Annotated in this window: 16 protein-coding genes; 7 read left to right on the plus strand and 9 right to left on the minus strand. The window is 53.8% G+C overall.

Annotated elements, in window-relative coordinates; all coding sequences use genetic code 11:
- Window positions 1–417: 417 nt before the first annotated feature.
- From A3848_RS13240 to A3848_RS13260, 5 genes are all read left to right on the plus strand, one after another.
- Window positions 418–1,839, plus strand: a complete 1,422-nt coding sequence (locus tag A3848_RS13240) for a tagaturonate reductase (protein WP_074085415.1) — start codon at window positions 418–420, stop codon at window positions 1,837–1,839.
- Window positions 1,840–1,866: 27 nt separating this feature from the next.
- Window positions 1,867–3,354 carry a UxaA family hydrolase gene (locus A3848_RS13245; RefSeq protein ID WP_074085416.1) on the plus strand — a complete coding sequence of 496 codons (1,488 nt, stop codon included), beginning with the start codon at window positions 1,867–1,869 and terminating at the stop codon, window positions 3,352–3,354.
- 33 nt (window positions 3,355–3,387) lie between these two features.
- Window positions 3,388–4,803: a glucuronate isomerase gene (gene uxaC / locus A3848_RS13250; protein ID WP_074085417.1), complete on the plus strand. Its 1,416-nt coding sequence runs from the start codon at window positions 3,388–3,390 to the stop codon at window positions 4,801–4,803.
- Between the two features lie 20 nt (window positions 4,804–4,823).
- Window positions 4,824–5,546 (plus strand): rhamnogalacturonan acetylesterase, encoded by a 723-nt coding sequence (locus tag A3848_RS13255; RefSeq protein WP_074085418.1) that lies wholly within the window; start codon window positions 4,824–4,826, stop codon window positions 5,544–5,546.
- A gap of 131 nt (window positions 5,547–5,677) precedes the next feature.
- Entirely contained in the window at window positions 5,678–6,520 is an 843-nt protein-coding gene (locus A3848_RS13260) for a sugar phosphate isomerase/epimerase family protein (RefSeq protein WP_074085419.1), read from the plus strand.
- On the opposite strand, the gene A3848_RS13265 is transcribed toward A3848_RS13260, so the two are convergent.
- From A3848_RS13265 to A3848_RS13275, 3 genes are all read right to left on the minus strand, one after another.
- Complete coding sequence (locus A3848_RS13265) at window positions 6,517–9,750, minus strand: alpha-mannosidase (RefSeq protein ID WP_074085420.1); 3,234 nt, start codon at window positions 9,748–9,750, stop codon at window positions 6,517–6,519. The genes A3848_RS13260 and A3848_RS13265 overlap by 4 nt on opposite strands.
- Window positions 9,751–9,829: 79 nt before the next feature.
- Window positions 9,830–10,870 (minus strand): LacI family DNA-binding transcriptional regulator, encoded by a 1,041-nt coding sequence (locus A3848_RS13270; RefSeq protein WP_074085421.1) that lies wholly within the window; start codon window positions 10,868–10,870, stop codon window positions 9,830–9,832.
- Between the two features lie 176 nt (window positions 10,871–11,046).
- Window positions 11,047–13,017: an AraC family transcriptional regulator gene (locus A3848_RS13275; protein ID WP_074085422.1), complete on the minus strand. Its 1,971-nt coding sequence runs from the start codon at window positions 13,015–13,017 to the stop codon at window positions 11,047–11,049.
- 233 nt (window positions 13,018–13,250) lie between these two features.
- Here A3848_RS13275 and A3848_RS13280 point away from each other — a divergent pair, with 233 nt between their 5' ends.
- Window positions 13,251–15,188 (plus strand): NAD(+) synthase, encoded by a 1,938-nt coding sequence (locus A3848_RS13280; RefSeq protein ID WP_074085423.1) that lies wholly within the window; start codon window positions 13,251–13,253, stop codon window positions 15,186–15,188.
- 497 nt (window positions 15,189–15,685) lie between these two features.
- Here the strand turns inward: A3848_RS13280 and A3848_RS13285 are convergent, their stop codons facing one another.
- The 4 genes from A3848_RS13285 to A3848_RS13305 form a co-directional block, all read right to left on the minus strand.
- Window positions 15,686–16,141, minus strand: coding sequence for a GreA/GreB family elongation factor (locus A3848_RS13285; RefSeq protein ID WP_074085424.1), 456 nt, complete (start codon window positions 16,139–16,141; stop codon window positions 15,686–15,688).
- Between the two features lie 420 nt (window positions 16,142–16,561).
- Window positions 16,562–17,467 (minus strand): class I SAM-dependent methyltransferase, encoded by a 906-nt coding sequence (locus A3848_RS13295; RefSeq protein ID WP_074085426.1) that lies wholly within the window; start codon window positions 17,465–17,467, stop codon window positions 16,562–16,564.
- Between the two features lie 94 nt (window positions 17,468–17,561).
- Window positions 17,562–17,960, minus strand: a complete 399-nt coding sequence (locus A3848_RS13300; RefSeq protein ID WP_074085427.1) for an RrF2 family transcriptional regulator — start codon at window positions 17,958–17,960, stop codon at window positions 17,562–17,564.
- Window positions 17,961–18,113: 153 nt separating this feature from the next.
- The gene (locus tag A3848_RS13305; RefSeq protein ID WP_074085428.1) at window positions 18,114–20,780 is read right to left on the minus strand and encodes a glycoside hydrolase family 78 protein; all 2,667 of its coding nucleotides are present in this window, start codon (window positions 20,778–20,780) and stop codon (window positions 18,114–18,116) included.
- 154 nt (window positions 20,781–20,934) lie between these two features.
- Here A3848_RS13305 and A3848_RS13310 point away from each other — a divergent pair, with 154 nt between their 5' ends.
- On the plus strand, window positions 20,935–21,861 hold the full coding sequence (locus A3848_RS13310) for an AraC family transcriptional regulator (RefSeq protein WP_074085429.1): 927 nt from the start codon (window positions 20,935–20,937) through the stop codon (window positions 21,859–21,861).
- Between the two features lie 124 nt (window positions 21,862–21,985).
- Here the strand turns inward: A3848_RS13310 and A3848_RS13315 are convergent, their stop codons facing one another.
- Both A3848_RS13315 and A3848_RS13320 read right to left on the minus strand, forming a co-directional pair.
- The gene (locus A3848_RS13315) at window positions 21,986–22,504 is read right to left on the minus strand and encodes a stalk domain-containing protein (RefSeq protein WP_074085430.1); all 519 of its coding nucleotides are present in this window, start codon (window positions 22,502–22,504) and stop codon (window positions 21,986–21,988) included.
- Between the two features lie 200 nt (window positions 22,505–22,704).
- Window positions 22,705–25,122, minus strand: a complete 2,418-nt coding sequence (locus tag A3848_RS13320; protein ID WP_083612138.1) for a glycoside hydrolase family 31 protein — start codon at window positions 25,120–25,122, stop codon at window positions 22,705–22,707.
- Window positions 25,123–25,145: the final 23 nt, after the last annotated feature.

The raw sequence follows: 25,145 nt of genomic DNA on the forward strand, positions 1-25,145 counted from the left end.
CACCCCACTCACCCCACTCACCCCACTCACCCCACTCTGAAAGTATAAGTTACTCTATATGAAGTGGAAAAAGTAGAACTAAATCAGCTATGTCAGAGGGTCCGAGATGTAATAGTTGGAAAAAGTAAACTTACTTCGGTGGTATCTGCTCATTTATGAAGATTTTGGGCGATTTAGGTGTACATATTCCCACTAATCTCTGTAATCGAGTATTTCCCTGCGAAATAGTTCTACTATTTCCACTTATACTTGCGGATCAGCGTAATCTGACTTCCCAAGCGCTGTTAAGAGCTATAGGGATAAGAAGAGTACTCATTGCCAGCTCCATCCGGTTAAAAAAAGAGCCTCTCTTTTTTTAGATAAAATGTTCACGTGTGCACTATTACAATACCTTATAAAGGAGATTATTGAACACTTATGACACAGCGTTTATCCAGAACCACTCAGCCCGGCCTGCCGCAATATCCGGAACGGATGATCCAATTTGGGGAAGGGAATTTCATGCGTGCTTTTGTTGACTGGCAGCTGCAGCAGATGAACCGGCAAGGCCTGTTTAACGGAAGCGCGGCCGTTGTTGTGCCTATCGGCCAGGGACTCGGCGGACTGATGGCCGAGCAGGATCATCTTTACACGGTGCTGTTGAACGGCATCATGCAGCAGCAGCCTGTCAATTCACGTGAGATCATCACCAGCGTTAGCCGGGTGATCAATCCCTACAGCGATTATGAGACTTATCTGGCTCTGGCCGAGAATGACGAACTGGAGTTCATCACCTCCAATACGACAGAGGCAGGCATCGCCTATCACCCCGGAGACAAGCTGGAGGATGCGCCGCCTGCAAGCTTCCCTGCTAAGCTGACCGCCCTACTGCACAGACGGTTTGAGCTGGGCAAAAAAGGCTTCGTGATCATCCCCTGCGAGCTGATTGACCGCAATGGCGAGAAGCTGGAGGAAATTGTGCGGCAGTACGCTAATGAGTGGAATCTGGGTGAAGCCTTCCTGCAGTGGCTCAGTGATGAGAACACCTTCTGCTGCAGTCTGGTTGACCGGATCGTTCCGGGATATCCGCGTGACAAGGCCGCTGAACTGGAATGCGAGCTGGGCTACCTCGACAAGCTGATGGTAACCGCAGAGCCGTTTCTGTTCTGGGTCATTGAAGGCCCGTCCTGGCTGTCTGAACGGCTGCCCCTGGCCAAGGCCGGGCTGAACGTAGTCGTTACAGATGACATGACCCACTACCGTGAGCGGAAGGTTCATCTGTTGAACGGCCCGCATACGGCCATGGTTCCCCTTGCCATGATGGCCGGGCTCGAAACCGTGGAGGACGTGATGAATGATGAAACGTTCTACCGCTATGTGCGCGAGCTTTTGGATGAAGAGCTCATTCCGATGCTGGATCTTCCCGAGGAGGAGCTGCTCTCCTACGCAGACGCTGTGCTTGAGCGGTTCAAAAACCCGTTCATCCGCCATGAGCTGGCCTCGATTTCCCTGAACAGCATCTCCAAATTCAAAACCCGCCTCCTCCCTGTGCTGCTCCGGTATCAGCAGGAACGCGGCCAGCTACCGCCGCTGATTACGCTAGCCTTCGCCGCACTGCTGCTCAGTTACCGTGGAGACCGCGTGAAGCGTCAGGACAGTGCTGAAGTGCTGGCGGTCTTCGATCAGGCGTGGAGCAATCCCTCCACATTCGCTGCAGCGATCCTGAAGGAAGATAGCCTGTGGGGTCAAGATCTGACCAAGGTGCCGGGTCTTACGGAAGCGGTTAACACCCAGTTGCGCCAGCTTCAAAGCTCCGACACCCGTGCGGCGCTGCAGCAATTGGTAGGTTCGGAAGCCTAATCATCATTGCCCATAAGGAGGGACAGCATGAAACAATTAATGAAAATGAATCCCCGCGATACGGTAGCTGTTGCGCTGCGCCCGATTGCTTCTGGTGAAGAGATCTCTTTGGAAGGACTCACTCTGGAGGCTGCCCAGGATATCCCGCAGGGCCACAAAATCGCATTAACCGACTTTGCCGTGAACGACGTTATTACTAAATACGGATACCCCATCGGGCATGCGGTCGAAGCGATCCGGGCAGGTGACTGGATCCATACGCATAACATCAAGACCAATCTGGCAGGAGAAGAAGAATATGAATATCTTCCCGAGCTTCATCCGGTCATTTATCCGCAACGTGATTTGACCTTTCAGGGCTACCGCCGCGCAAGCGGCAAGGTGGGTATCCGCAACGATCTGTTCATCATTCCCACGGTCGGCTGTGTGAACGGCATTGCCGAGCAGATGCTGCAGGAATTCAAGGCAGAACACCCGGATCTGGGCGGCTTCGATAACTTTACCGTACTCAAGCATCCTTACGGCTGCTCGCAGCTTGGCGATGACCACCGCATGACCCGGAGCATTCTGCTGGATGCCGTGAATCATCCGAACGCCGGCGGCGTGCTGGTCTTCGGTCTCGGGTGCGAGAATAATATCGTCTCCGAGTTCCGCAGTATGCTGGGTGACTATGACGAGAGCCGGGTCAAATTCCTCGTTGCCCAAGAGGTAGGCAACGAGGTAGAGGCAGGCCTCACTCTGCTCGAAGAGCTATACGAGGCAGCGAGAAATGATGCCCGCGAGCCGGTTCCGCTCAGCGAGCTGAACGTCGGACTGAAATGCGGCGGCTCCGACGGATTCTCCGGCATTACCGCCAATCCGCTGCTGGGTGCCTTTTCGGATTTCATTATCTCCCAGGGCGGAACCTCTGTGCTGACAGAGGTCCCTGAAATGTTCGGTGCCGAGAAAATGCTGATGGCACGTGCGGAGAGCCGTGAGGTCTATGAAGACATCGTCTCTCTGATAAATAATTTCAAGCAGTATTTTCTCTCCTATGGGGAACCGGTCTATGAGAATCCCTCTCCCGGCAACAAGGCTGGCGGGATCAGTACGCTGGAAGACAAATCACTAGGCTGCACCCAGAAAGCTGGCAGCTGGCCCGTTGTGGATGTGCTGGATTATGGCGTGAAGCTGCGCCGCAAAGGCTTAAGTCTCCTGCAGGCCCCGGGCAATGATCTGGTGGCGGCCTCCGCCCTTGCCGCATCGGACTGCCAGCTCGTGCTCTTTACAACTGGCCGGGGAACACCGTTCGGCAGCTTTGTGCCAACGGTCAAGGTGGCGACTAACAATGATCTTTTTGCCAAAAAAGGCCACTGGATGGACTTCAATGCCGGACCGCTGCTGGAACGCCCGATGGCCGATGTGCTGGAGGAATTCATCGCCTACATCATCGATGTAGCGAGCGGACAAAAAACGCGCAACGAGCAGAATGAAGTGCGCGAGCTGGCGATTTTCAAAACCGGAGTTACGCTCTAATCCTTATCTAATCCAAGTAAAGGGAGAATCACGATGTTTTTAAATGACGATTTTCTGCTGACCAGCGAAACGGCGCGCAAGCTTTTCCATGATCATGCCAAAACCATGCCGATTATCGATTATCACTGCCATCTCGACCCGAAGGAAATCTATGAAGACAAGGCATTCCATAACCTGACGGAAGCCTGGCTGGCCGGAGATCATTACAAATGGCGGCTTATGCGGGCCAACGGGGTTCCTGAATCCCATATTACCGGTGATGCTTCCGATTATGACAAATTCCTGGCTTGGGCCCGTACGCTTCCAAAGGCAATTGGCAACCCGCTATACAGCTGGACCCACCTGGAATTGCGCCGATTCTTCGGAATTCATGAACTGTTGAACGAAACTTCCGCTCATGCCATCTGGGAGGAAGTGAACCGCAAGCTGGCTGAACCGGCCTATACCCGGCGAAGCCTGATCCGGAATTCGAATGTCAAAATCATCTGCACCACAGATGACCCGGCAGATTCGCTGGAATATCACCGGCTGCTTAAGGAGTCGGAGCATGACTTTCAGGTCTTCCCGACTTTCCGTCCCGACAAAGCGCTGAATATCGACGCCGAAGGATTCCCGGCTTGGCTGGCCCGGCTGGAGAAAGCAGCAGGAGTACCTGTAGCCAATTATGAATCGTTGGTCGAAGTCTTGCGGAGCCGTGTGGAATTTTTCCACGCGAACGGCTGTCGGCTGTCTGACCATGCACTCGACGTGCTGCGTTATCAGGCGGCTGGTGATGCCTCACAGGTGGATCGGATTTTTGCCAAAAGGCTGGAAGGTACGATGTTGACACCGGAAGAGATCACTGTCTATCGGACAGAGCTGCTGTCGGCGCTGATCGGAATGTATCATGATCACAATTGGACCATGCAGCTGCACCTGCACGCCTTCCGCAATAATAATACGCCGATGTTCCAGCGCCTTGGGCCGGATACGGGTTACGATGGTATTAACGATCTGTCTTTGGCTGAGGCACTCTCGCAGTTGCTGGACCGGGCCGAATGCGGCAAGGGATTGCCGAAGACCATCCTCTATTCGCTGAACCCGGGAGACTATCCTGCCCTGCTGGCTCTGATGGGCTGCTATCAAAAGGATACCGCAGGCAAGCTTCAGCTTGGCTCCGGCTGGTGGTACAACGATACCCGCGACGGCATGCGCCGCCAATTGACCTTACTGGCTGATAACAGCCTCTTGGGTAATTTCGTCGGCATGCTGACCGACTCCCGCAGCTTTCTATCCTACACGCGCCACGAGTATTTCCGCCGCGTACTCTGCGAGCTGCTGGGTGAACTGGCAGAGCGCGGTGAAGCACCGGACGATCAGACACTGCTGGGACAGCTGGTGGAAGGAATATCCTACAGTAATGCCGCAGGATACTTCGGCTTCGAAGCCCGCAGCGCTGTACACTCTTGAACCGGGAAAGGAAGCCGATTATGCCTACACTGTACATTGCCGGTGACTCTACCGCCGCTCAGAAAGGCGGGGGCGAGAAGCCAATGACAGGCTGGGGTGAATTCTTTCAGGAGCATTTTGGCCCTGAGATTACCGTAGACAACCGGGCGGTTAACGGGCGCAGTACCCGCTCTTATCTGGCAGAAGGCCGGCTTGAGGATATCGCCAAGGATTTCCGGTCAGGCGACTACCTGCTGATCCAGTTCGGACACAATGACCAGAAGGTAGAGGACCCTGCCCGTTATACCGATCCCGCTACAGAGTACCGCCGAAATCTGCTCACGTTCATTGATTTCGCCCGCAACTACGGCGGATATCCTGTTCTGCTGACTTCGGTCAGCCGCCGCCGGTTTACTTCAGGCGGCGAGCCTGACCCGCTCGCTATCGGGCCGTACCCGGAAGCGGTACGCGAGGTCGCAGCACAGACCGGTACGCCGCTGCTCGATATTTTTGCTTCATCCCAGCAGCTATATCGCGCGCTGGGAGAAGAAGGCTCGCGGCAGCTGTTCATGCATCTGCCCGCGAACGATCATCCCAACTATCCGGTGGGCATCACGGATGATACGCACTTCTCCAAGGAAGGCGCTGCCCGCGTGGCTGACCTGGTCGCCGGGGCGATCCGGCAGTCTGCAGAGCTGACTGCCTTGAGTGTATATTTGCGGCGGTCAGGGCTTAGAGCAGCAGAGGTCGTCTCCAAGCCGTAAGTCTTGCCGCTGACCGGGAAATGGATGGATCTGATCGCATGGAACCATAGGCCATAAGCCGCAAGCAGACCCGCTTGCGGCTTATGTGCTTCAATATAGATTCTATTTATTAATAAACAGGAGGGACTATCATGACTGCACCGCTTCACCTGGGGATACGCGCCCATGATTTTGGCCAGAACCCTCTGGCGGAGCTAACCGCCAAGCTCTGCCGGTACCATTTCACACACATTCAGTTCGCTGTACATAAGTCTTTTCCGGAGAGTGTCCCCGCGATATCCAGTTTAAGTCCCGGTACCGCTGCCCATTTCGGTGATGCCTTCCGGCAGGCCGGTATCCGTATTGCTGTGCTCGGCTGCTATGTGAATATCGTTGATTCTGACCCCGCCCAAAGAACATTGGCCCTGGATGCATTTAGTACCCACCTCCGTTTGGCCCGGGATTTCGGTGCCAGCCTGGTAGGTACGGAAACAGGCAGTGTGGGCAAAGGATACACAACCGCTAATTTTACGGAGGAAGCTTTCCAGCAGGCAGTCATTTCCGTGCAGGCAATGGTGGCAGAAGCCGAACGCTTCGGTGTAACGGTAGGCATTGAAGCAGGGATCAATCACCCGCTCCATACCGCACAGCTAGCGCTGCGTCTGCTCATGCAGGTTCCCTCCAATAATCTGCAGATCATTCTCGATTGCGCCAATCTGATGACCGTAGACAATTACCGGCAGCAGGATGCCGTGATTGCGGAAGCGCTGGAGCTGCTAGGCGATCGTATTGCCGTCATACACCTGAAGGATTACACCATCAGAGACGGTCAGGTCGTGATTGTTCCTGTAGGCCAAGGCCTGCTGAACTTTGCTCCACTGCTCCATTACATGAAATATAAGCGGCCGCATATTCAAGGCATTCTGGAGAGTACGCCCGAAGAGTATGTGCAGGAGAGCGCAGATTTTCTGCGGAAGCTGTATGATGAAGTCTAACCGGAGAATCTGACGATAAAAGTACTGATCTCATAAGGCTTCATTTCATGGGTAACCGCCTGCCCAATGTTAGCTTCGCCGAGCGGCCGCTCCATCAAGTCGCATTCCTGCCAGGAATGAAGCGGATAATCGCTGCTAAGTGTTACGGTGCTGCGAGTGCCTGTATACTCATGCAAGCGGACGATGAAGCCGTCGCCATTCTCCGCCATTTTGACGGCATCGACGGCTATGCCAGAACTGTCTGTCTTGATCAGCGATTTGCCAGCCCCGTTAGAGTAACCGCCCTTAACCACATGCAGCGGATTGTTCAGTGACCAGGCCTCCTGCACTGTGGTTGCCGCTGCCCAGTCCCCCTTATGCGGCAGCAGAGCATACGTGAAGCGGTGCTCCCCCTGATCCGCCTGCCAGTCGGGCTCGGTTGCCGACTTAATCAGCGACAGCCGCATCACATGATCCTTGATGTCGTAGCCGTATTTGCAGTCGTTCAGCAAGCTGACTCCATAACCCCGCTCCGACAAATCAGCCCACTGATGGCCCACACTTTCAAAACGTGCATAATCCCAGCTTGTATTCCAGTGTGTAGGCCGCTTTACGTTGCCGAACTGAATATCGTAGGTGGCTTCCGTAGCCCGCACCGCAACCGGAAAAGCAGTCTTCAGCAGCTGATGCTGCTCATGCCAGTCCACCCAGGTCTCGAAATCTATCCGTGCGCTTCTGCTGTACACTTTAACCCTCTGGATGATGGTGGAGTCCATATATTTCCAGGTAAATTCCAGCACCGCGGCAATCAAGCCGCATTCTATCCGTTCAACGGAGCGGAGGTCGGTGATTACGCGCATTTTCTCCTGATAAAACAGGTCAATATCCCAGGCATCGAACATCTTCGGCTTATCCTCAAAGACCTGAAGCACATTGCCGTTCTCACCTGGAGCCAGCACCTCCCGCTGTTCCCGCCGGTCATAGATCCGGCTCAGCTGCCCGGCTTCGTTCCACTCCAACACATAAAACGGCGTTGTAAGCCGCAAATCCTCCCATTCGAACGGAACCGGACGGTCTGGCATTAAGGCTTGGCCTTCCGGAGCGCCAATCTTTCCTCCAACAGTATCAGCAGTATCAGCAGAATCTGTTGCATACGGCAGTTGAGCGGGGTCTGCTACGGACCGGGAAGTGATAACCGTACTGCCCAGCATCGGAACGGACGGAACCTCCACCAGCCATTCATCCCCTGCACGCTGGGAAGTTAGCTTTTGGCCGTCCGCAGTGCTCCACTCCAAATCCCCTGCCGCTGCTTCATAAGGAATAGCTGCCAGCTCAGTCCGCTCGAAGAAGGCTCCATTAAATACCGTGTACTGCACTGCCTGCCGTGAATCGGATAACCCGGTCAGCCCTTCTGCCGCAGCATCAGCCGCCGCGCGGCCAATCCGCTCCGCTTCTGCATATTCCAGCCGGGAGTCCTCGTACACCTCATGGATGGAGGAGCCGGGAATAATATCGTGGAACTGATTGCGAAGGATGGTATGCCAGCCTTCCAGCAGCGGCTTCGCAGGATAGCTGCCGAAGCCACCCTTTTCGGTAGCAAGCAGCACCTGCAGCCACTCCGCTTCGCGGTACAGCAGCTCCAGCTTCCGGTTCATCCGTTTGTTGTAGGCCTGGCTCGTATACGTTCCCCGGTGATATTCCAGGTACAGCTCCCCGTCCCAGGTATGAACATACTGGTCGGTACTGCGGACCGTTTCATTCAGGCGCTCAAAATACTCATCTGCCCGGCCCGTCTGGACTGCGGGAATCCCCGGCATTTTATCAAGCCGACGGCGCATTTCAAGCATTTCCCGGTTAACCCCCCCGCCCCCATCGCCGTATCCATAAGAGAGTAGCAATTCGCGGTTGAGATTCTTGTCCCGGTACTGATCCCAGATCCCCTGAACGGAAAAAGGTTCAATCAGCCCGTTATAAGTGTAATACCAGGCGCCGGAGTTTGGCCCTTCAGGTGTGGTAATGAAATGAGTGAGCACTTCACTGCCGTCAATGCCTCTCCAGTGAAACGTATCATGGGGCATCCGGTTATATTGGCTCCAGCTGATTTTGGTGGTCATAAATGTATCAATTCCCGATTTCCGCAAAATCTGCGGCAGCGCCCAGCTATAGCCAAAGACATCCGGCAGCCACAAATATTTGCAGTCCACACCAAACTCCTCCCGGAAAAACTTCGTCCCGTACAGAATCTGACGCACCAGTGACTCCCCGCTGGTCAGGTTGCAATCCGCCTCCAGCCACATTGCGCCACCGGCTTCCCAGCGCCCTTCTTCAACCCGCTTGCGGATTTCTGCATAGATCTCCGGGTAATCCTCCTTGATGTAGGCATATAGCTGAGGCTGGGTCTGCAAAAATATATATTCCGGGTACTCTTTCATCAGCCGGAGTACGGTGGAGAAGGAACGTGCCGCCTTTTCCCGGGTATGGGTCAGCCGCCACAACCACGCCACATCGATATGGGTGTGGCCGATTGCGGTTACGGTTACAGGATGCTTATGCTCAATCAGTGCCAGCTGCTCCAGAAGAAGTGACTCCGCCTCCTGGACGGAAATGTAAAAGTCTGCGCTGCCCGGTTTGGACCAATCCAGCTTGTGGAATGCCCGGTTAAGCACCATCAGCAGCTCCTGCTTCTCCGGCTGATTATCCGCAAGCTGCTTGTATGTGGAGAGGGCCGCGCGGCCGGTATAATACAAATTATCAGCTGCCTCATCCAGCCAAGCCAACTCTGCGCGCACGATCCGGTGCTCCTGGGGAACCGGACGTCCTCCGCCTTCCAGTCCCGACCATAAGCGGAAAGTGAAGTCCAGCGTCTGCCCTGCGGCATTCTTCTCCAGAAAGACCTCCTGGTGGTTAGAATCCACGCCCTGAAAAGGCTTGCCATCAATATATAGCAGCGACTCGAAGCCGCTATTATTGCCCCCTCCGGTCCGGCCGAAGTCAAAAATTCCGACCACACGTTTCCCCTTCCACCCGACAGGCACTTCCACGGTCCGCTGGAGCCAGATGTACACATCCCGTCCGGTCCAGTAATCCCCGTGCTGAAGCTTGCTGTCTCCTTCGAGCTGCGGAGGGTACATCCCATTCGCCCCATCCTTATCCTCCACCGCCAGCCAATCATTCAGCTTGGCAATCTCACGGTAACGATATCCTTCCAGCTCCCGTAGCCGGGCAGCCAGCTTCTCCTCAGTCCAAAACATTTGCCCATCCTCCTCTTATAACACGTGTTATATTTAATGGAAACGGCTGCGCCGCCCTTGTCAAAGGACAGCTAACCGTTTACGCGCTTTCGCCTGCCCTTAACACCGCTGGCAGCCATATCTTTCCGGCCTTCTCTGGGGCAGCTCCGGCTTCAATCAGCTTGAGCACACGGCGGACCGCTTCTTGCCCCATGCCTACGTAGGGGATTTCCACACAGCTTAAGGCCGGCAGGCTCAGACGGTGGCCCTGGATTGTGTTGTCTGCCGCCATCACCCGCAGCTCTTCACCGATGTGCAGACCCAGCTTACTTGCTGCCCGGTACAAATCAGGAATTCCGCTGGACCAATTCACCAGCAGCGGCGGCATTGGCTTCCCGATCTCCGACAGCTTCAGGAGCCATTCCTCCCAATCCACCCGCCCTTTCAGCTCGGGAAGCCGGAACCAAAAAGGGCTCATGCCCCGTTCGCCACACCAGCTTGTATAGGCTTCCCTGCGGGTCCGCTCCGCCCAGCTGCGGACGCCGTTATGATACACCTCAGCATACACCGGAGCCAGCAGCTGCGGGGTTCCCGGCCGAAGTAAATACTCCAGAGCCAGTTCCACACTGCCCTTGTAATCGGCCAGTACAGAGCATACTCCTTCCGCCTCAGCATAGCCTTCCACGGAAACATACGGAACGCCCGCCTCGCTGACCTTGGCGGCCCATTCCTCATCGTGGTAGCTGGTATCATCCAGCGTCACGATGCCATCAATCTTCCGCTGGCGGTAGAGATCCACCAGCTCATCTCTCGCTTCGCCGTCCGGCCGGTGGCCCGGCGAGCAGAGCAGAATGTGATAGCCATGCGTCTCACATTCCTGCTGCATGCCCTCCAGCAGCCGCATGAACAGCGGATGCCGTGTGTCGCCGAACGCAGCCAGACTCATGCTGCGGCCCGTCTTCATACTCCGCGCCTGGGCGTCCACATGGTAATTCAATTCGCGGATTGCCGCCAGCACATTCTCGCGGGTCTCCGCGCTGACGCCGATGCCCGGCGTATCATTCAGTACCGCAGAGACTACGCTGCGGGATACTCCGGCCAGCTTCGCAACGTCGTAGCTGGTCACTCTTTTTTTGCCCATATCAGCACCTCGGCAAGAGTATAACACGTGTTATATTCATTGTATACCCTCATTATGGAAAAGGACTGAACGGGTATTCATCCAACACCGGCAGACAATCGGAATGCAGCAAAAAGGAACAGCATCAGCCTTTAACGGCTTATGCGTTCCCCTTCCTTAAATATTAGCCCGGTTCATTATTTCACTCTCGGGGCTGCAAGCAAGCTCTCCACAATATAATCGAGCTGGGCGTTGAGCGAATAAATATCACTGTAGTAGGAAAGTCCAAAATCAATCTCCATCAGCCGGCCTTCCTTGACCGCAGGAATGCTGTTCCAGATCGGATCCTGGGTCAGATCTGCCATCCCTTTATAGGAAGACCGGAAGATATAGTCCCCGCTGTATTTCGCGAGCACTTCAAAGGACACGGGTTCGCCGTCTCCACCGGTGGCGGAATCGATCTTTTGCTGAACCATTTCCGGCGCCTTCATTCCCAGGTATTCATAGATCACCTGCGAGCCGCGGCCGAACTGTTTGCGTGTGACCACGGCCATGCTGCGGTCATTGCCGCCTTCCATAATCGATATGGTATGGTCAAGAATGCCGGCTTCCTGAAGCTTTTGCTTGCTTTCCTCTACGTTGGCGTGGAACCCTTCGAACAGCTTCTTGCCCTCTTCCTCTTTACCAAGCACTTGTCCAATAAAGGAGACCCGTTCTTCAGCGGTCATCGTCTCAAAAGGTACCACCACGGTTGGAGCAATGTCATGAAGCGCTTCATAAGTATCCTCCGATGGAACGATAATCAGATCAGGATTCAGCGAGAGAATGACTTCAGGGCTCGCTTCGAACCAGCTTCCCAGCTTCTGCACATCCTTCAGCTCCGCCTCGAATGCGGCTCCTTCGTACACGTCGGATACGCCTATGGGTTTCACGCCCAGTGCCAGCACATCGCCCAGCAGATAGAGCACGACTACACGCTGCGGATTCGCCGGGACCTCAATATCTCCTTTTACAGTGGAAATCGTGCGGGTCTCAGCATCGGCAACAGGACTTTCCATGGCGGCGGCAGCGCCTGCTGAAGCGGATGGAGAAGTAACCGGAGCATGGGTGCCGGAAGCGGATGAACTTCCTGTTCCTGAAGAACAGGCACTTAATACTAGGGCGAAGCATACCAACAGGGTTAGTAAAAGAGAGGGTTTCGTATTTCTGAACATGGATAATGCTCCTTCTGAATTATATTGATAATGATTATCATAATCAATATAACGAAGGAAAACATCATCGGCAATGTCATATCTGGCAACTACGGATGACATTTCCGGCCAACGCTCCGTATTCTGGAGTGAATTTTTGTATTTTACAGGTGAGGCTCCATAAAATTTCTTGAACATCCGCCCAAAATAGTATCCGTCCGGATACCCCACAGCGATTGCAATATCATGCAGGCTGGCTTCTGTGTTCAACAGCAAATCCAGCGCTTTTTCCATGCGGATGCGAATTAAGTATTGTGCTGGACTGGTCTGAAGGAGGATTCTGTACAGTCTGGACAACGTTCTGCGGCTGCTGCCTAAGGATTCAGCCAGCTTTTCCAGTGTGATGGGCTCACTATAGTGATTCTGCATATACCGGATGGCCAGATCGAGCGGATCTGGTCTCAGCGGCTCAAGGTTCTGGGCATGCAGCTGCCAGAGCAGCTCGTGTGCCCATTGATAGAACAGGGCTTTGACCTGTAAGTGCTCAAGCGCTCCGCCCTTCTGCCACTCCTTATGCATGGTGTTCAGCTTATCGAATAATGTCAGTGGATTGCCTGGAACGAAGGTGTACTGGTGATTAAAGGGATTGCTGCGCTCCAAAAGTGGAAGCAGATTTTTGCGATCAGGAAGTATTGGGACAGATTTATATAGAACTAAGTAGTACTCCAACGCCTCCGCTATCCGCAATATCTCTATCACCATACCCTTGCCGCCATGAATGATTGTTGCGCTCTGGAATTCATAGATATAATCGTCTACAAGCACCTTGCCACTGCCGCGGATGACATATAGAAAAGCGCTGGCCGGCAGCTTGTACCTCACATCCGCAGCGCTGCCGCTGAAGGAACTGCGGCGGATATCTATAATTTCTATGAACGAGTGATTCCACAGTAAAATGTGGTCCTTCAGATTCATGGCCCTCTATCAACTCCCATTCTTTCATACCGTGATTATAGATGATAATCGTTCTCATTTGCAATAAAATGCTGTGACTTCTCCGGCCCATTCCGCAAAGGATTCTCCTTTGTCCATAGCGAAAAATACCAATCCTACGTCCCATTCGGCCATTCCTACTTGTTATGCATACCTCATCATGGGTACAATTAATTATTAGTACGTGTCATTCATACAAAGGATAGGTGAAACAAATGCAGAATTTCGGATTCGCAAGAGTCGCTGCCGCTTCCCCTGAATTGCGGGTTGCCGACTGCGAGTTTAATGCAGCGCAAATTATAGATGTCATCCGGCAGGCGGATGAGAATCAGGTCGAATATCTGGTGCTGCCGGAGCTGTCTATTACCGGCTATACCTGTGCGGATTTATTCCTGCAGCCGATGCTCCAGCAGGCTGCGCTTACAGCACTGCAGAAGATCACCGCAGCTACTGAGGGGCGCAATCTGATCGTCATTGCCGGTCTGCCTATTGCTATAAAGAGCAGATTGTTCAACTGTGCTGCCGTGCTGCAGCAAGGCCAAATTCTGGGTCTTGTCGTGAAGACCTGCATCCCAGGTTACAGTGAATTCTATGAGCCCCGCTGGTTTGCCGGGGCTGAGGAACTCGAGATATCCGAACTGCGGGTTGGTACAGCGGTTGTCCCCATCGGCAATGACCTGATCTTCACCTGTGAAAGCAGCGGCGGGCTATCCTTCGGCGTGGAAATCTGCGAGGATCTCTGGGTTCCGGTTCCTCCGAGCAGCCTGCTCGCCCAGGCCGGAGCCACGCTGCTGTTCAACCCTTCAGCCAGCAATGAGCTGGTAGGCAAAGCCGACTACCGTCGCCAGCTGGTCACCAGCCAGTCCGCCTCCTGCGTCGCAGGCTACGTCTACGCCGGCTGCAATACCGGCGAATCGACTACGGATGTCGTATTCGGCGGCCACTCGCTGATCGCCGAGAACGGGCAGATGCTCGCTGAATCCGAGCGCTTTACCCATGAGAGCCGGATCATCATTGCCGATATCGACGTGCCGAGAATCCAGTATTCCCGTACGGTGATGGGAACCTTCCGGGCCGGCAAGGGCGGACGCAATTACCGCGAGGTGTTCTATACCGCTCCGGGCGTCCATCATGCAGGACGAAAGCTGGTCCGCAGCATCGCCGTGAATCCGTTTGTGCCCGGCAATCCGCAGCAGCGGGACGACCGCTGCCGGGAGATTCTCTCGATCCAGACCTCCGGCCTGATGAAGCGCATCCGCCACATCGGCACCAAGCAGGCGGTGATCGGCATCTCCGGTGGCCTGGACTCCACGCTGGCGCTGCTCGTCGCCGTTCGGGCAATGGAGCTGCTCGGCCGTCCGGCCAGCGATGTACTGGCTGTTACGATGCCAGGCTTCGGCACGACGAACCGCACCTATGATAATGCAGTCGGCCTTATTAAGGCGCTCGGAGCTTCGCTCAAAGTAGTGGACATCAAAGACGCCTGCCTGCAGCACTTCGAGGATATCGGCCATGACAAGGATGTTCACGACCTGACCTATGAGAATGTTCAGGCCCGGGAACGCACCCAGATCCTGATGGATCTGGCCAACAAGAACGGCGGCATTGTGATCGGCACTGGGGATTTGTCAGAGCTTGCCCTCGGATGGTGCACCTATAACGGAGATCATATGTCCATGTACGGCGTTAATTCAGGCATTCCGAAGACGCTCATTCAATATGTCGTCGCCTGGTATGCGGATCACGAGGCGGACGAAACCGTGAACAAGCTGCTCTACGACATCATCGACACGGGAATCAGCCCTGAGCTTCTGCCGCCATCCGCTACAGGAGAGATTGTCCAGCTCACGGAGAATATTCTCGGGCCTTATGTAGTGCATGATTTCTTCCTGTATTACATGCTGCGGACCGGCGCTTCTCCCGCCAAAATGTTCTATCTAGCCCAGCATGCTTTTGGCGATACCTATCCCAAGGAGCAGCTGTTGAGCTGGCTCCGGGTATTCATCACCCGCTTTTTCACCCAGCAGTTCAAGCGCTCCTGCCTCCCGGACGGACCGAAGGTGGGAACGGTCAGCCTCTCACCGCGCGGCGACTGGCGCATGCCAAGCGATGCTTCTGCCGCTCTATGGCTGCGTGAAGTGGAAGAACTCTAGGCGGCAGCCGCTTAACCGCAGCCATTCAACAATTCAACCATTCATAGCATACAACCGGCAACGGCTGCGCCGTCCTATAAGGACAGCGCAGCCGTTTTAGTGTAAAATACATTTTTTATGCCGCCAGGGGACCAAGGTTGTCAGCTAATCTTAAGTTGCATGGGCTATAAGGCGAACCCAAGTGGAAAAAGTAAACCTAATCCCAGCCAGCCATCTTCCAAACGACCGCAAGTGGGAAAAAGTAAACCTATTCAGGCCGATTTGCTCCAAAACTGGTCATTCCGTATAAAATAAGTGTACAAAATCCCACTAACGCCGCGTCAGGACGGTTTTCAGCAGATTTAGTGGCACAAATTCCACATCGTTTTCGGTCACCAGCACTTCGCTTACGTTCACCAGCAATTATCGATCGGTAACCAGCTCTTAGCTTTCAGTGGCAGCCGTCCCAGCACCTCAGTGATCTCCCCTGCAAAAACACTCTGCAGAGTTCATTCTTTTCATCCCAACTTTTCATCCGCTGATGCATAGTCATAGACGTTATTCAGTACAAGCACCTGGTCGCTGCCAAGGGGGGTATGGACCGTTACCGTCTGACCGGGTTCGGCCAAGAGCAGCCCTCTACCCATCGGGGACCAGAGTGAAATACAGTACTCATCCAGATCGGATTCACCGGGGATAACAATGCGATACGCATCCTTCAGCGTTTCCGGACCAATTTTTAGAGAAACCCAGGAGCCGATTAGCACTGCAGAACGCCTAAGCTCATCACCCGTCCCAGTCAATATGCCCTGTACACGCTCTTGATACGTCTGAATCAATCCACGGATCTCCGCCCTGTCCGCAGGTGATTCCAATGCTACCCGATCCAGGATGCCAAAGGTATTCTCATCCAAATATACTAGCTGCCGCACCAGTTCCTCACGCAGTGAATCCGTAACCAGACTATGGCTCATAGTAGATTTCACCCGCTCTCTTCATCAGTTCCTGCTCAAAAATTTGTACTTGCCCTCTCATTTCCATCAATCCTTCCACATAGTAAAATAGATCCCTCAGTGGGGATCTATCTATTAGGATAACATCTTTTGTCAGAAAGACAATGCCCGGCTGACCGCGATGCTCACCGCTCCATGGGTCACTGGTTAATAACTCTGTTCCCGCCATGCATACACCTTACTTCCACTCGTGTAGCACTTAGTCCTTGGCACTTAGCACTTGGCACTTGGCACTTGGCACTTAGCACTTAGCACTTAGCACTTAGCACTTAGCACTTAGCACTTAGCACTTAGCACTTAGCACTTAGCACTTAGCTCTTAGCACTTAGCACTTAGCACTTAGCACTTAGCTCTTAGCTCTCTGCTCTCAGCGCTCTGTTCTCAGCTCTTTCCAGCTTCAGCCCTGCTATACATATTCAGCTCCTGCAACCGGATGAGCACCTTGCCATAACGTCCTCCCTGCTTAATCAATACCTTGCCGTCTGGATAAGTACGGCGTACATACTCGGTAACGATTCTCCGCGCAGACTCATCTGCTGTATATCCATGATGTTTCAGCATCTGCAGGGTCTCTTCAATCGCCTCATCGCGTGGCAGCTCCATGCTCTTCATCTCCCGCGTGATCAGTGACTCGAACGAATAGCCCTTTAAATAGAGCAAATGGGTTAAATAAGCCATATCCGAGCTTTTCGCATGCACTTCCTGTCCGGACAGCAAAGGAAGAACTTCATTCATAAGACTGTGCTCCCTGCCCCCTGCATTGAGACTGATGTAGCAATACTTGCGCGCGCAGCTGAGCACACTCTCCACACTTTCCCAATCGGTAACCGCCGGAGACATGGATACAAACACAAGATCAAAGGCACCCTTCCAGCTCTTTGCGTCAAGATCCACATTTTCGAACAAGTCACGTACCAGTTCCACCTGACCCTGCGGGAACCTGGCTGTATTCTCTATGAACAGCTCGCCTAATGGAATGTTCGGCTCTACCGCTGTGACCTTCGCCCCTCTATCGGCAAAAGGAACCGTGAACCCGCCTGAAGCCGCGCCTACATCCAATACGGACAGCCCTTCAAAGGATACCCCCTGTCCTTCCAGCCAGCCGATAATCCGCTCACTTCTGCGTCTTCCCCCTTCACTGAACACTTCTTCGTTAAATGTCTTCGCCTTGTGGTCAAAGGAGCGTGCCAGATCCGTGCCCGCCTTCCTGAATTTATTGCCCATCGCTTCCGGGTCCTCTTTCCAGGCCTTTTCCCATACGCTGGCATTGAATAAATCGGTTGTCATATCAGCTCATCCCTCTCTAAATGCTCATTTTTCTCTTCATAGATTTAAAAGACTTACTATGTCTATAATCATGCCGCAAAATAACGGCGGATGATTAGTCCACCGTTATTTTCACGGCAAGCTCGGACATTTTCTTATTCTGCAGATACCGCTCCATTTGCTGCTCCGCTTCGATCATCTCCTGCTGAATCGGACACATGCTGGAGTGATTAAGCGTACAATCGAACAACGAAGCCGTGCCTTCAATCGCATGAATGATATCCAGAAAAGAAATCTCTTCTTGCTTGCGCTTCAGCCGGTATCCCCCGTTCGCGCCGGATGCGGACTCAATGAGATCCGCCTTCACCAGCTTGGTCAGGATCTTCGACAGATACGTGGGAGATACCCCCTGCCGCTCCGCGAGCTGCTGAACTCCTATGGGCTTATTCGGCGCGGCAGACACCAGAAAGAGCATCGTGTGCAGCGCGTAATTGGTTGCCTTCGAATACTTCATCGTTCCACCTCAATCAAAGACTTTATTAGTCTATAATAGCGTTTATATAAGTAAAAAGCAAACAAAGGATTTCCACAGCCTTCCGCTGTAGAAAACCCTTTGCTCCCATAACATGATCCCTACTCGGCTAATTGAGGTTGTGGTTCCAGCTCATTACAGTTGCGGCTCCACCGCATAAGTGAAACTATAGTCGCCCGAGCCCAGCTCTAACTTCACTTTATCCCCCAGTTGTTCTGCCGAATGGACACCGGTCGCCAGCCCCAGCAATCCATCTCTTTCCCGCACCTGGGCCAGCCCCGCATTTGGGAGATACAGCTCAGCGGTGGCGTTCGGCGGCACTGAAACAGAAATCTCCAGCCGATCCGCTGCTGTTCTCCATTCCGAGCGGATACGCCCGTACATCGTTTCAAGCTCGGCTGCGGCCCAGGTTAAATCTCCGCCCGGCTGCGGTTGAATCACAAATTTTTTGTAGCCGGGGAAATCTTCATCCAGCTCAATACCGGCGACATGGCGGTACAGAAAGTCCCCGATGGCCCCATACGCATAATGATTGAAGGAATTCATGTCCTTGCTCCAAAAGCTGCCGTCCTCCTTCATCCCGTCCCAATGCTCCCATATGGTTGTCGCTCCCTTGGTCACCTGATACAGCCAGGAGGGATAATCCGTCTGCAGCAGCAGTTGATAAGCCACATCTGTGTGCCCCGCCTCACTCAACACAAGATTCAGGTACGGCGTACCGACAAAACCGGTTGTGAGATGATAGTTGCTCTCCTCCAAGAGCTTCAGGAGTTTGCCTACGGTACGTTCTTTTGCCGTTCCTTCCACCAGCCCGAACATTAACGCCAGCACACAGGCGGTTTGTGTGGACACGGATAACCGTCCGGAGGGGGTGATGAATTCCCGGTTAAAGGCTGTCACAATACGGCTGTACAGCTCTGAGTAACGCTGGGCGTCTTCTGTTTTTCCGAGAACATGGGCTGTCTTCTGCATCAACTGAACGGAATACGCGTAGAAAGCCGTTGCGATATAATCGGTATCCGTAGCGCCGCTGTAGCTGTCCGGTTTGGCATCCAGGCCCAGCCAGTCGCCGAAATGAAAGCCGGTATTCCACAAAAATTCGTCACTTCCCTGCTGGCGGATATATTCAACCCAGCCCTGCATGCTCGGGTACTGCTGTTCGAGGATACGCTTATCCCCGTAGCATTGGTAGAGCGTCCAGGGACAGATGACCGCAGCATCCCCCCATGCCGCAGAGGAATGCTCATTTTCTCCCAGAACATTCGGGATCACGAACGGAACACCCCCATGGTCCAGCTGGTCGGCTGCCAGATCCTTAAGCCATTTGGTGAAGAAAGGCGCTACATTCATCAGATACGCGGAAGTGCGGATGAACATTTGCGCATCTCCGGTCCAGCCGAGCCGTTCATCCCGCTGCGGGCAATCGGTCGGCACATCGACAAAGTTGCCCTTTTGACCCCACCGGATATTATGCTGCAGCTGGTTAAGCAGCGGATTGGAGCAGGTGAAGGAGCCGGTAGGCTCCATATCCGAATGAAGCACAATGCCTGTGAAATCCTGCAGAGCTACGTTCGCGCCAAACCCAAGCAGCTGCACATAACGAAATCCCTGGAAGGTAAAACGCGGCTCGTAGCTTTCCGGGCCTCCGCCTTTTGCAATGTACGTAACGGTCTGCTTGGCTCGTCTCAGGTTATCCGTATACACATTTCCTTCTTGATCCAGGACCTCAAAATGGAGCAGCTGTACCTGAGTTCCTCCAGGGGCCTCCAGGGTAAAATTCATCCAGCCGACCATGTTCTGCCCCATATCGAGTACGGTTTCACCTGCTGGCGTCTTAAGTAGCTGAACCGGCTGGATCTCTTCAATTTTTCTTACCGGAACATTCTCCTGTGCCACCAAAACCTCCTTGGGATGGGTGACAAGTTCTACACGGGACCAACTGCTGTCATCATAACTGGCTCTGCTGAATCCACTCTGCTCCAGCCGGGCGTCATAGGTCTCACCGTGATACAGCTCCGACATTAGAATCGGACCGGCGGCAACCGTCCAATGTTCACCGGTGGTGATGATCTGTTCGTCCCCATCCGCAAAAGTCAGATGTATCTGCATCAGCAATGCCGGGCGGTCGCCGTACAGATGCTTGCGGTTATCCCAGGCCAGGTTTCCTTTGTACCAGCCGTTCCCGAGCCAGGCACCCACCGCATTGTCTCCCGCTGCAATCTGCCCCGTAATATCATAGGTCTGCACCTGCAGCCGGTGATTGTAGCTGGTCCAGCCCGGGGTCATATAACCGTCGCCCACCCGTGAGCCGTTCAATTCCATTTCATACAGACCCAGGGCAGTCACGTACATTCTGGCCTGAAGCGGAGTGCCATCGATGTGAAAAGTGTGGCGTACAAGCGGACATTGCTCCGCCTCTACATCCAGCAGAGAAAGCGGGGCGCTAATCCATCCGGCCTTCCATTCCTCCGCTTTCAGCAGCCCCATTTCCCAAAACGCGGCTTCTGACCAATCCGTATGCCGGTTCTCCCGGTCCCACACCTTCACGCGGTAATAATACCGCTGCCGTGAACGGAGTTCCGGTTCCACCAGCTCCACATGAGTACATTGATCCGAATAGACTCTGCCGGAGGTCCACAGGAGAGTGCTGAAATCCGGCTCTGCGGAAATCTGAATGTCATAGGACTGCTGCATCACGTTCCGCTCCTCCGATTGAAGCTGCCAGCTGATTCTTGGATGGCACACATCTAGTCCGACCAGATTCTCCTTATACTCCACACGTAATTTTTGTACCTTTAACATCCATGGCCACCCCGTCTTTTCTTGGATTCATCTTGTGATTTCGAAGCGCTTTCTATTACAATTATAGAAATCAAATGACTTCGCATGACCCGTGAAAAGGACATTTCACCTGCGTAATAAGGACTTTTAGTTCCGTTAAGAAAGGGATGGACGGATGAATTCTGCAGAGCATGTGCTTAAAGGCGAAGCTTTTTTCCAAAAGAATCTGCTGCTCTATGTTAACCGTGCTACGGAGACTTACCAGCTTCCGCTTCATTCCCATGATTTCATCGAGCTGGCCTTCGTTGCCGAAGGGAAGGGGTTTCATTATACAGAACAAGAGGTTCAGAAAGCCTGCAGAGGGCAGCTGTATTTCATTCCCGTTGGCGTCTCCCATGTTTTCCGGCCTTCGTCGCCCCATTCGCTTAAAGAACCGCTCGTCGTCTATAATTGTTTATTTACAACAGCGCTTCTGGATGACCTTGCTTTCGTGATTCCGGATGCGCCGATTGCAGCGTACCTCGAACAGATCAAGAATCAGCAGGTGCCCGCATTCTCCATGACCGACCAAAATGGTTCCATCGAGAACCTCTTCCTCTCGCTGCACCGGGAGTACAATCTCCCGCAGACCGGTTCCGGCAGTTATCTGCTGACCCTGTTCATTCAGCTGGTTGTCACCCTGTACAGGTTACAGCATAATGAGCTGCACTTTCCGGTGACCAGACCGACGCAATTCCTGCAAATTCTCCACTATATCCAGCAGGAGTATGCCCAAGACCTTACCTTGTCCCATCTTGCCCGGACCTTTGACTGGAGCGAGCGGCATCTTCAGCGGCTGTTCAAAACGCACACCGGCCAGACCTTCCATCATTTCCTGCAAAATGTCCGGATTCAAAAAAGCTGCGTTCTGCTGATCCAGCAGCTACACTCCCCCATTCCGCTCATTGCGGAGCAGGTCGGCTACCACGATACCAAAACGTTCAACCTGGTCTTCAAACGGATCATTGGCAAACCGCCCGGCGGGTACCGGCAGGAGGCGGCAAGCACCGGAGCGCAACCACAGACGATAGAAGCCACCAATGACGCTACTCCCAGCGGATGACAATAATAGCAGTGGCCTGCAGATAATAATAGATTATAAGAATGGGTGCTGCCGTGAGTCAAAAAGCCGCCCTGTGTCATCGTAAAGAAATGACGGGGCGGCATCTTTTATGAGATATTATGTCCTATTTCTGCAGCTCCGCATCCTTTTGCTTCAGCAGGTCGCCATATTCCGCTTTATACTCCTCCAGCTTGTCCTTCAGTTCGGTATTGGACGGGTCCAGTTTCAGCTTGCTGCTGGTGGACAGAATGTTATCGACTACATTATCGATTTGGCTGTCAATCGCCTTGATTTTGCTTTTGGTCACTGCTACTGCAGAATCTGGTGCCATCGTGGGCAGGGGTCCAATAGTGATGCTCTCGGCCTTAGCCAGTGAAGACGAAGATATAATCTCTTTCTCGTCCAGACTTATGGTCTTGCCGGACAAGGAGACCTTATAGCCTGCCAGCTCTCCGATGGCCCGCACCGGTGCATAGCTTTTTCCATCAATGACAATGGCCTTGTCGGCCAGCTTCTTGCCGTATACGTTTACGGTGTATTCTGCTTGAATGGTCTTGCCTACTAGACTTGTAGAGGCTCCAATCGCCTGAGTACTAATCATCAGTACCGCACCGGCAAGACAGCCGGCAGCAAGCTTTTTCATAAGAAGTTCACTCCCCGTAAAATACTATACTTGCTAGTTTACCATTTTACGGCGGGTGATGACGAGCTTTTCCATACATTCTGGCTAAGCAAGGCCGAGAGGATGGACAATCGCAGGTGTGCAAGTCATTGAGAGGTATAATCATACGTGCCGTCTACATACCTTAGTACTTCCGGTGCTTCCTACACCTATAGTCGCCCTTATAGCCGCGCAGTCAGGATTTCACACAATGCACCATATAGAGAATGCTCGAGATCCATAGAAGCCAGCGCTGCAAGCACCGCTGCTGGCACCTCCAGTTCCGTCACCAGCCGGAGGATCTGCTCCTTCAGCTGGAAATGAATCTGCGAGCGGTTCAGCAGCGCGAAGACTTCGTTAGCTATATCGCCTGCAGCAATCCGGGCTACGGCCAGGGTTACTTTCAGGGATTCAGCCACAGCCACAGCCGGAACGGTGACTGTCAGCGTGTGAGCAGCATCATCATACGCAGTTTCAACCCCAAACGGCCCGCTTCCAGTGACGACCTGCACCTGCGTATCGGCACAGCCTACGAAGTACAGCTTCCAGCTCCGCCGCTCCGGCACGGCTGCCTTGTTCCCCCGGGCAGGCTGAATCGTGAGAACTGCCGCTTCTCCCCATTCCAGGGTAATTCCGGTATCGCACCACTGTTCGTCCCGGTCTTCGGCACTATCCACTTCGTCCTCCCAGAGATGAAAGCTGCCGCTGGCCCCGGCAAATACCCGCAGCTCCAGCTGCCCCGGATTAGCGGCCGATGAGGTATACTCCGTCAGGTCCGCCATCGGAACCATTGCCCCCGCCTTCGCCAGCACGGGAATATGCTCCAGATTGCGGTAGAGCGACAGCCTTCTGCCTCCGTCATACACTCTTCCACTGAAAAAATCGATCCATACTCCTTCAGGCAGCCATGCCTTGAATTCCGCCACCCCCGTCTTAGGATGTACTGGCTGTGTAATCGGACAGGCCATCAACTCTGTACCGAAATAGTATTCGTTCGGCACCTCATAAGCTTCATGCTGCTCCGGATGATGGTAATACATCGGCCGGACGAGCGGCAGCCCCTCCCGGCTAGCATAGCGGTTCATGGTATACAGATAGGGAAGCAGACGGTGGCGCAGACGCAGACTGTCCTTCATCGCCTCCTCGGCCATCCGGTTGAAGCGCCATGGCTCCTTGCTGTTGAACGGGCTGGCTGAGCTATGCAGACGTAGAATCGGGGAAAACACACCAAGCTGCACCCATCGCAGCGCAAGCTCATCATCGAGATAGCCCAGCATATGGCCTCCGATATCGTGGCTCCACCAGCCATATCCTGCATTCGAAGCATTAGCCGTGAAATAAGGCTGGAAATCAAGGGATTCCCACGTGACAATCGTGTCCCCGGAGAAGCCCACCGGGTAACGGTGGCTGCCTAGACCGGCATATCGGGAAAAGGTCATCCGGCGCGCCCCACGCCGCCCGCTGTCCAGATAGTGGTAGTGGTTCAGCATCCAGAGCGGATCAAGTCCGGGGACACGGGTGATCCCGCCCTGCTGCCAGTCGATCCACCAGAAATCCACGCCTTCTTCCTCCAGCGGATGGTGCAGGTACTTGAAGTAGGCGAGCAAAAACTGCGGGTCGGTGATGTCAAATTCCACGGCATCACCTTTTTCAGGGTCCATGCCAAGCTCTGCCGCAATCGCCAGATAAGGATCTTCAAAGGCCCGTACCCCGTCAGCGGGATGGACGTTGAGCGTGACCCGAAGCCCTTGTTCATGCAGCCAGCCGAGGAAGCACTTGGGGTCCGGGAATAGCTCACGGTTCCAGGTATAACCGGTCCAGCCGCTGCCATACTGCGGATCAATATGGACCAGATGCCAGTCCATATCCATGACCGCTACGGTGAAGGGAATCTGCTCGATGGCAAACCGCTGGATCAGCGTTTTATATTCTTCTTCGGAATACCGGTAATACCGGCTCCACCAGTTGCCCAAGGCATAACGGGGCAGCAGCGGCGTCCGGCCGCAGAGACGGTAGAAATCCTTCAGACATTGCAGATAATCGTGGCCGTAGCCCAGAAAATACAGATCTGAGTCTTCCTGACCGCGCGGCTCCACCCTCCCGTCTACCTCCAGCAGCAGCGAACGGCTGTCGTCTATTAGGGTGTACCCTTGCCTTGACAGAAGTCCATGCTCCAGCGGAATGGCCCCGTCGGCATTATCCAGTGTGCGGGCTGTACCACCCAGATCCTGCGGTGTATCGCCGAAGTACCAGACGCTCATTAGGTGCCCCGAAGCATTTCTGACCCGAATACTCAGCCCGTGCCGGGAGAACGGCTGCTTGTCATAGGTTAGATGCAGACGGTCTGTCACCACTTCCAGCTTGTTCCCATGATCGATGACCTTGAATGAAGGAACAGGAAAATCACGGTTCAACACCGTTTGGGTCGCCCGGTCTTCAAAGACTCCCTGTCCGCTATACTCCAGACGGATCAGCTCCGGGGTTAGCACGGTGAGCCGGTAGCATTCTCCCTGAATGACGGCTCCTTGATCCGCACAAGGCTCCGAAGGGAGCCTCAAGTAATCCGGAAAAGGTTGTTGTTTTGGAGGGATTTGTTCCATTTTGTAACCTCTTTTCTCAGAAT

Source organism: Paenibacillus sp. P32E (assembly GCF_001909085.1).
In the GTDB taxonomy this organism is placed as follows: Bacteria; Bacillota; Bacilli; order Paenibacillales; family Paenibacillaceae; genus Paenibacillus_AQ; species Paenibacillus_AQ helianthi.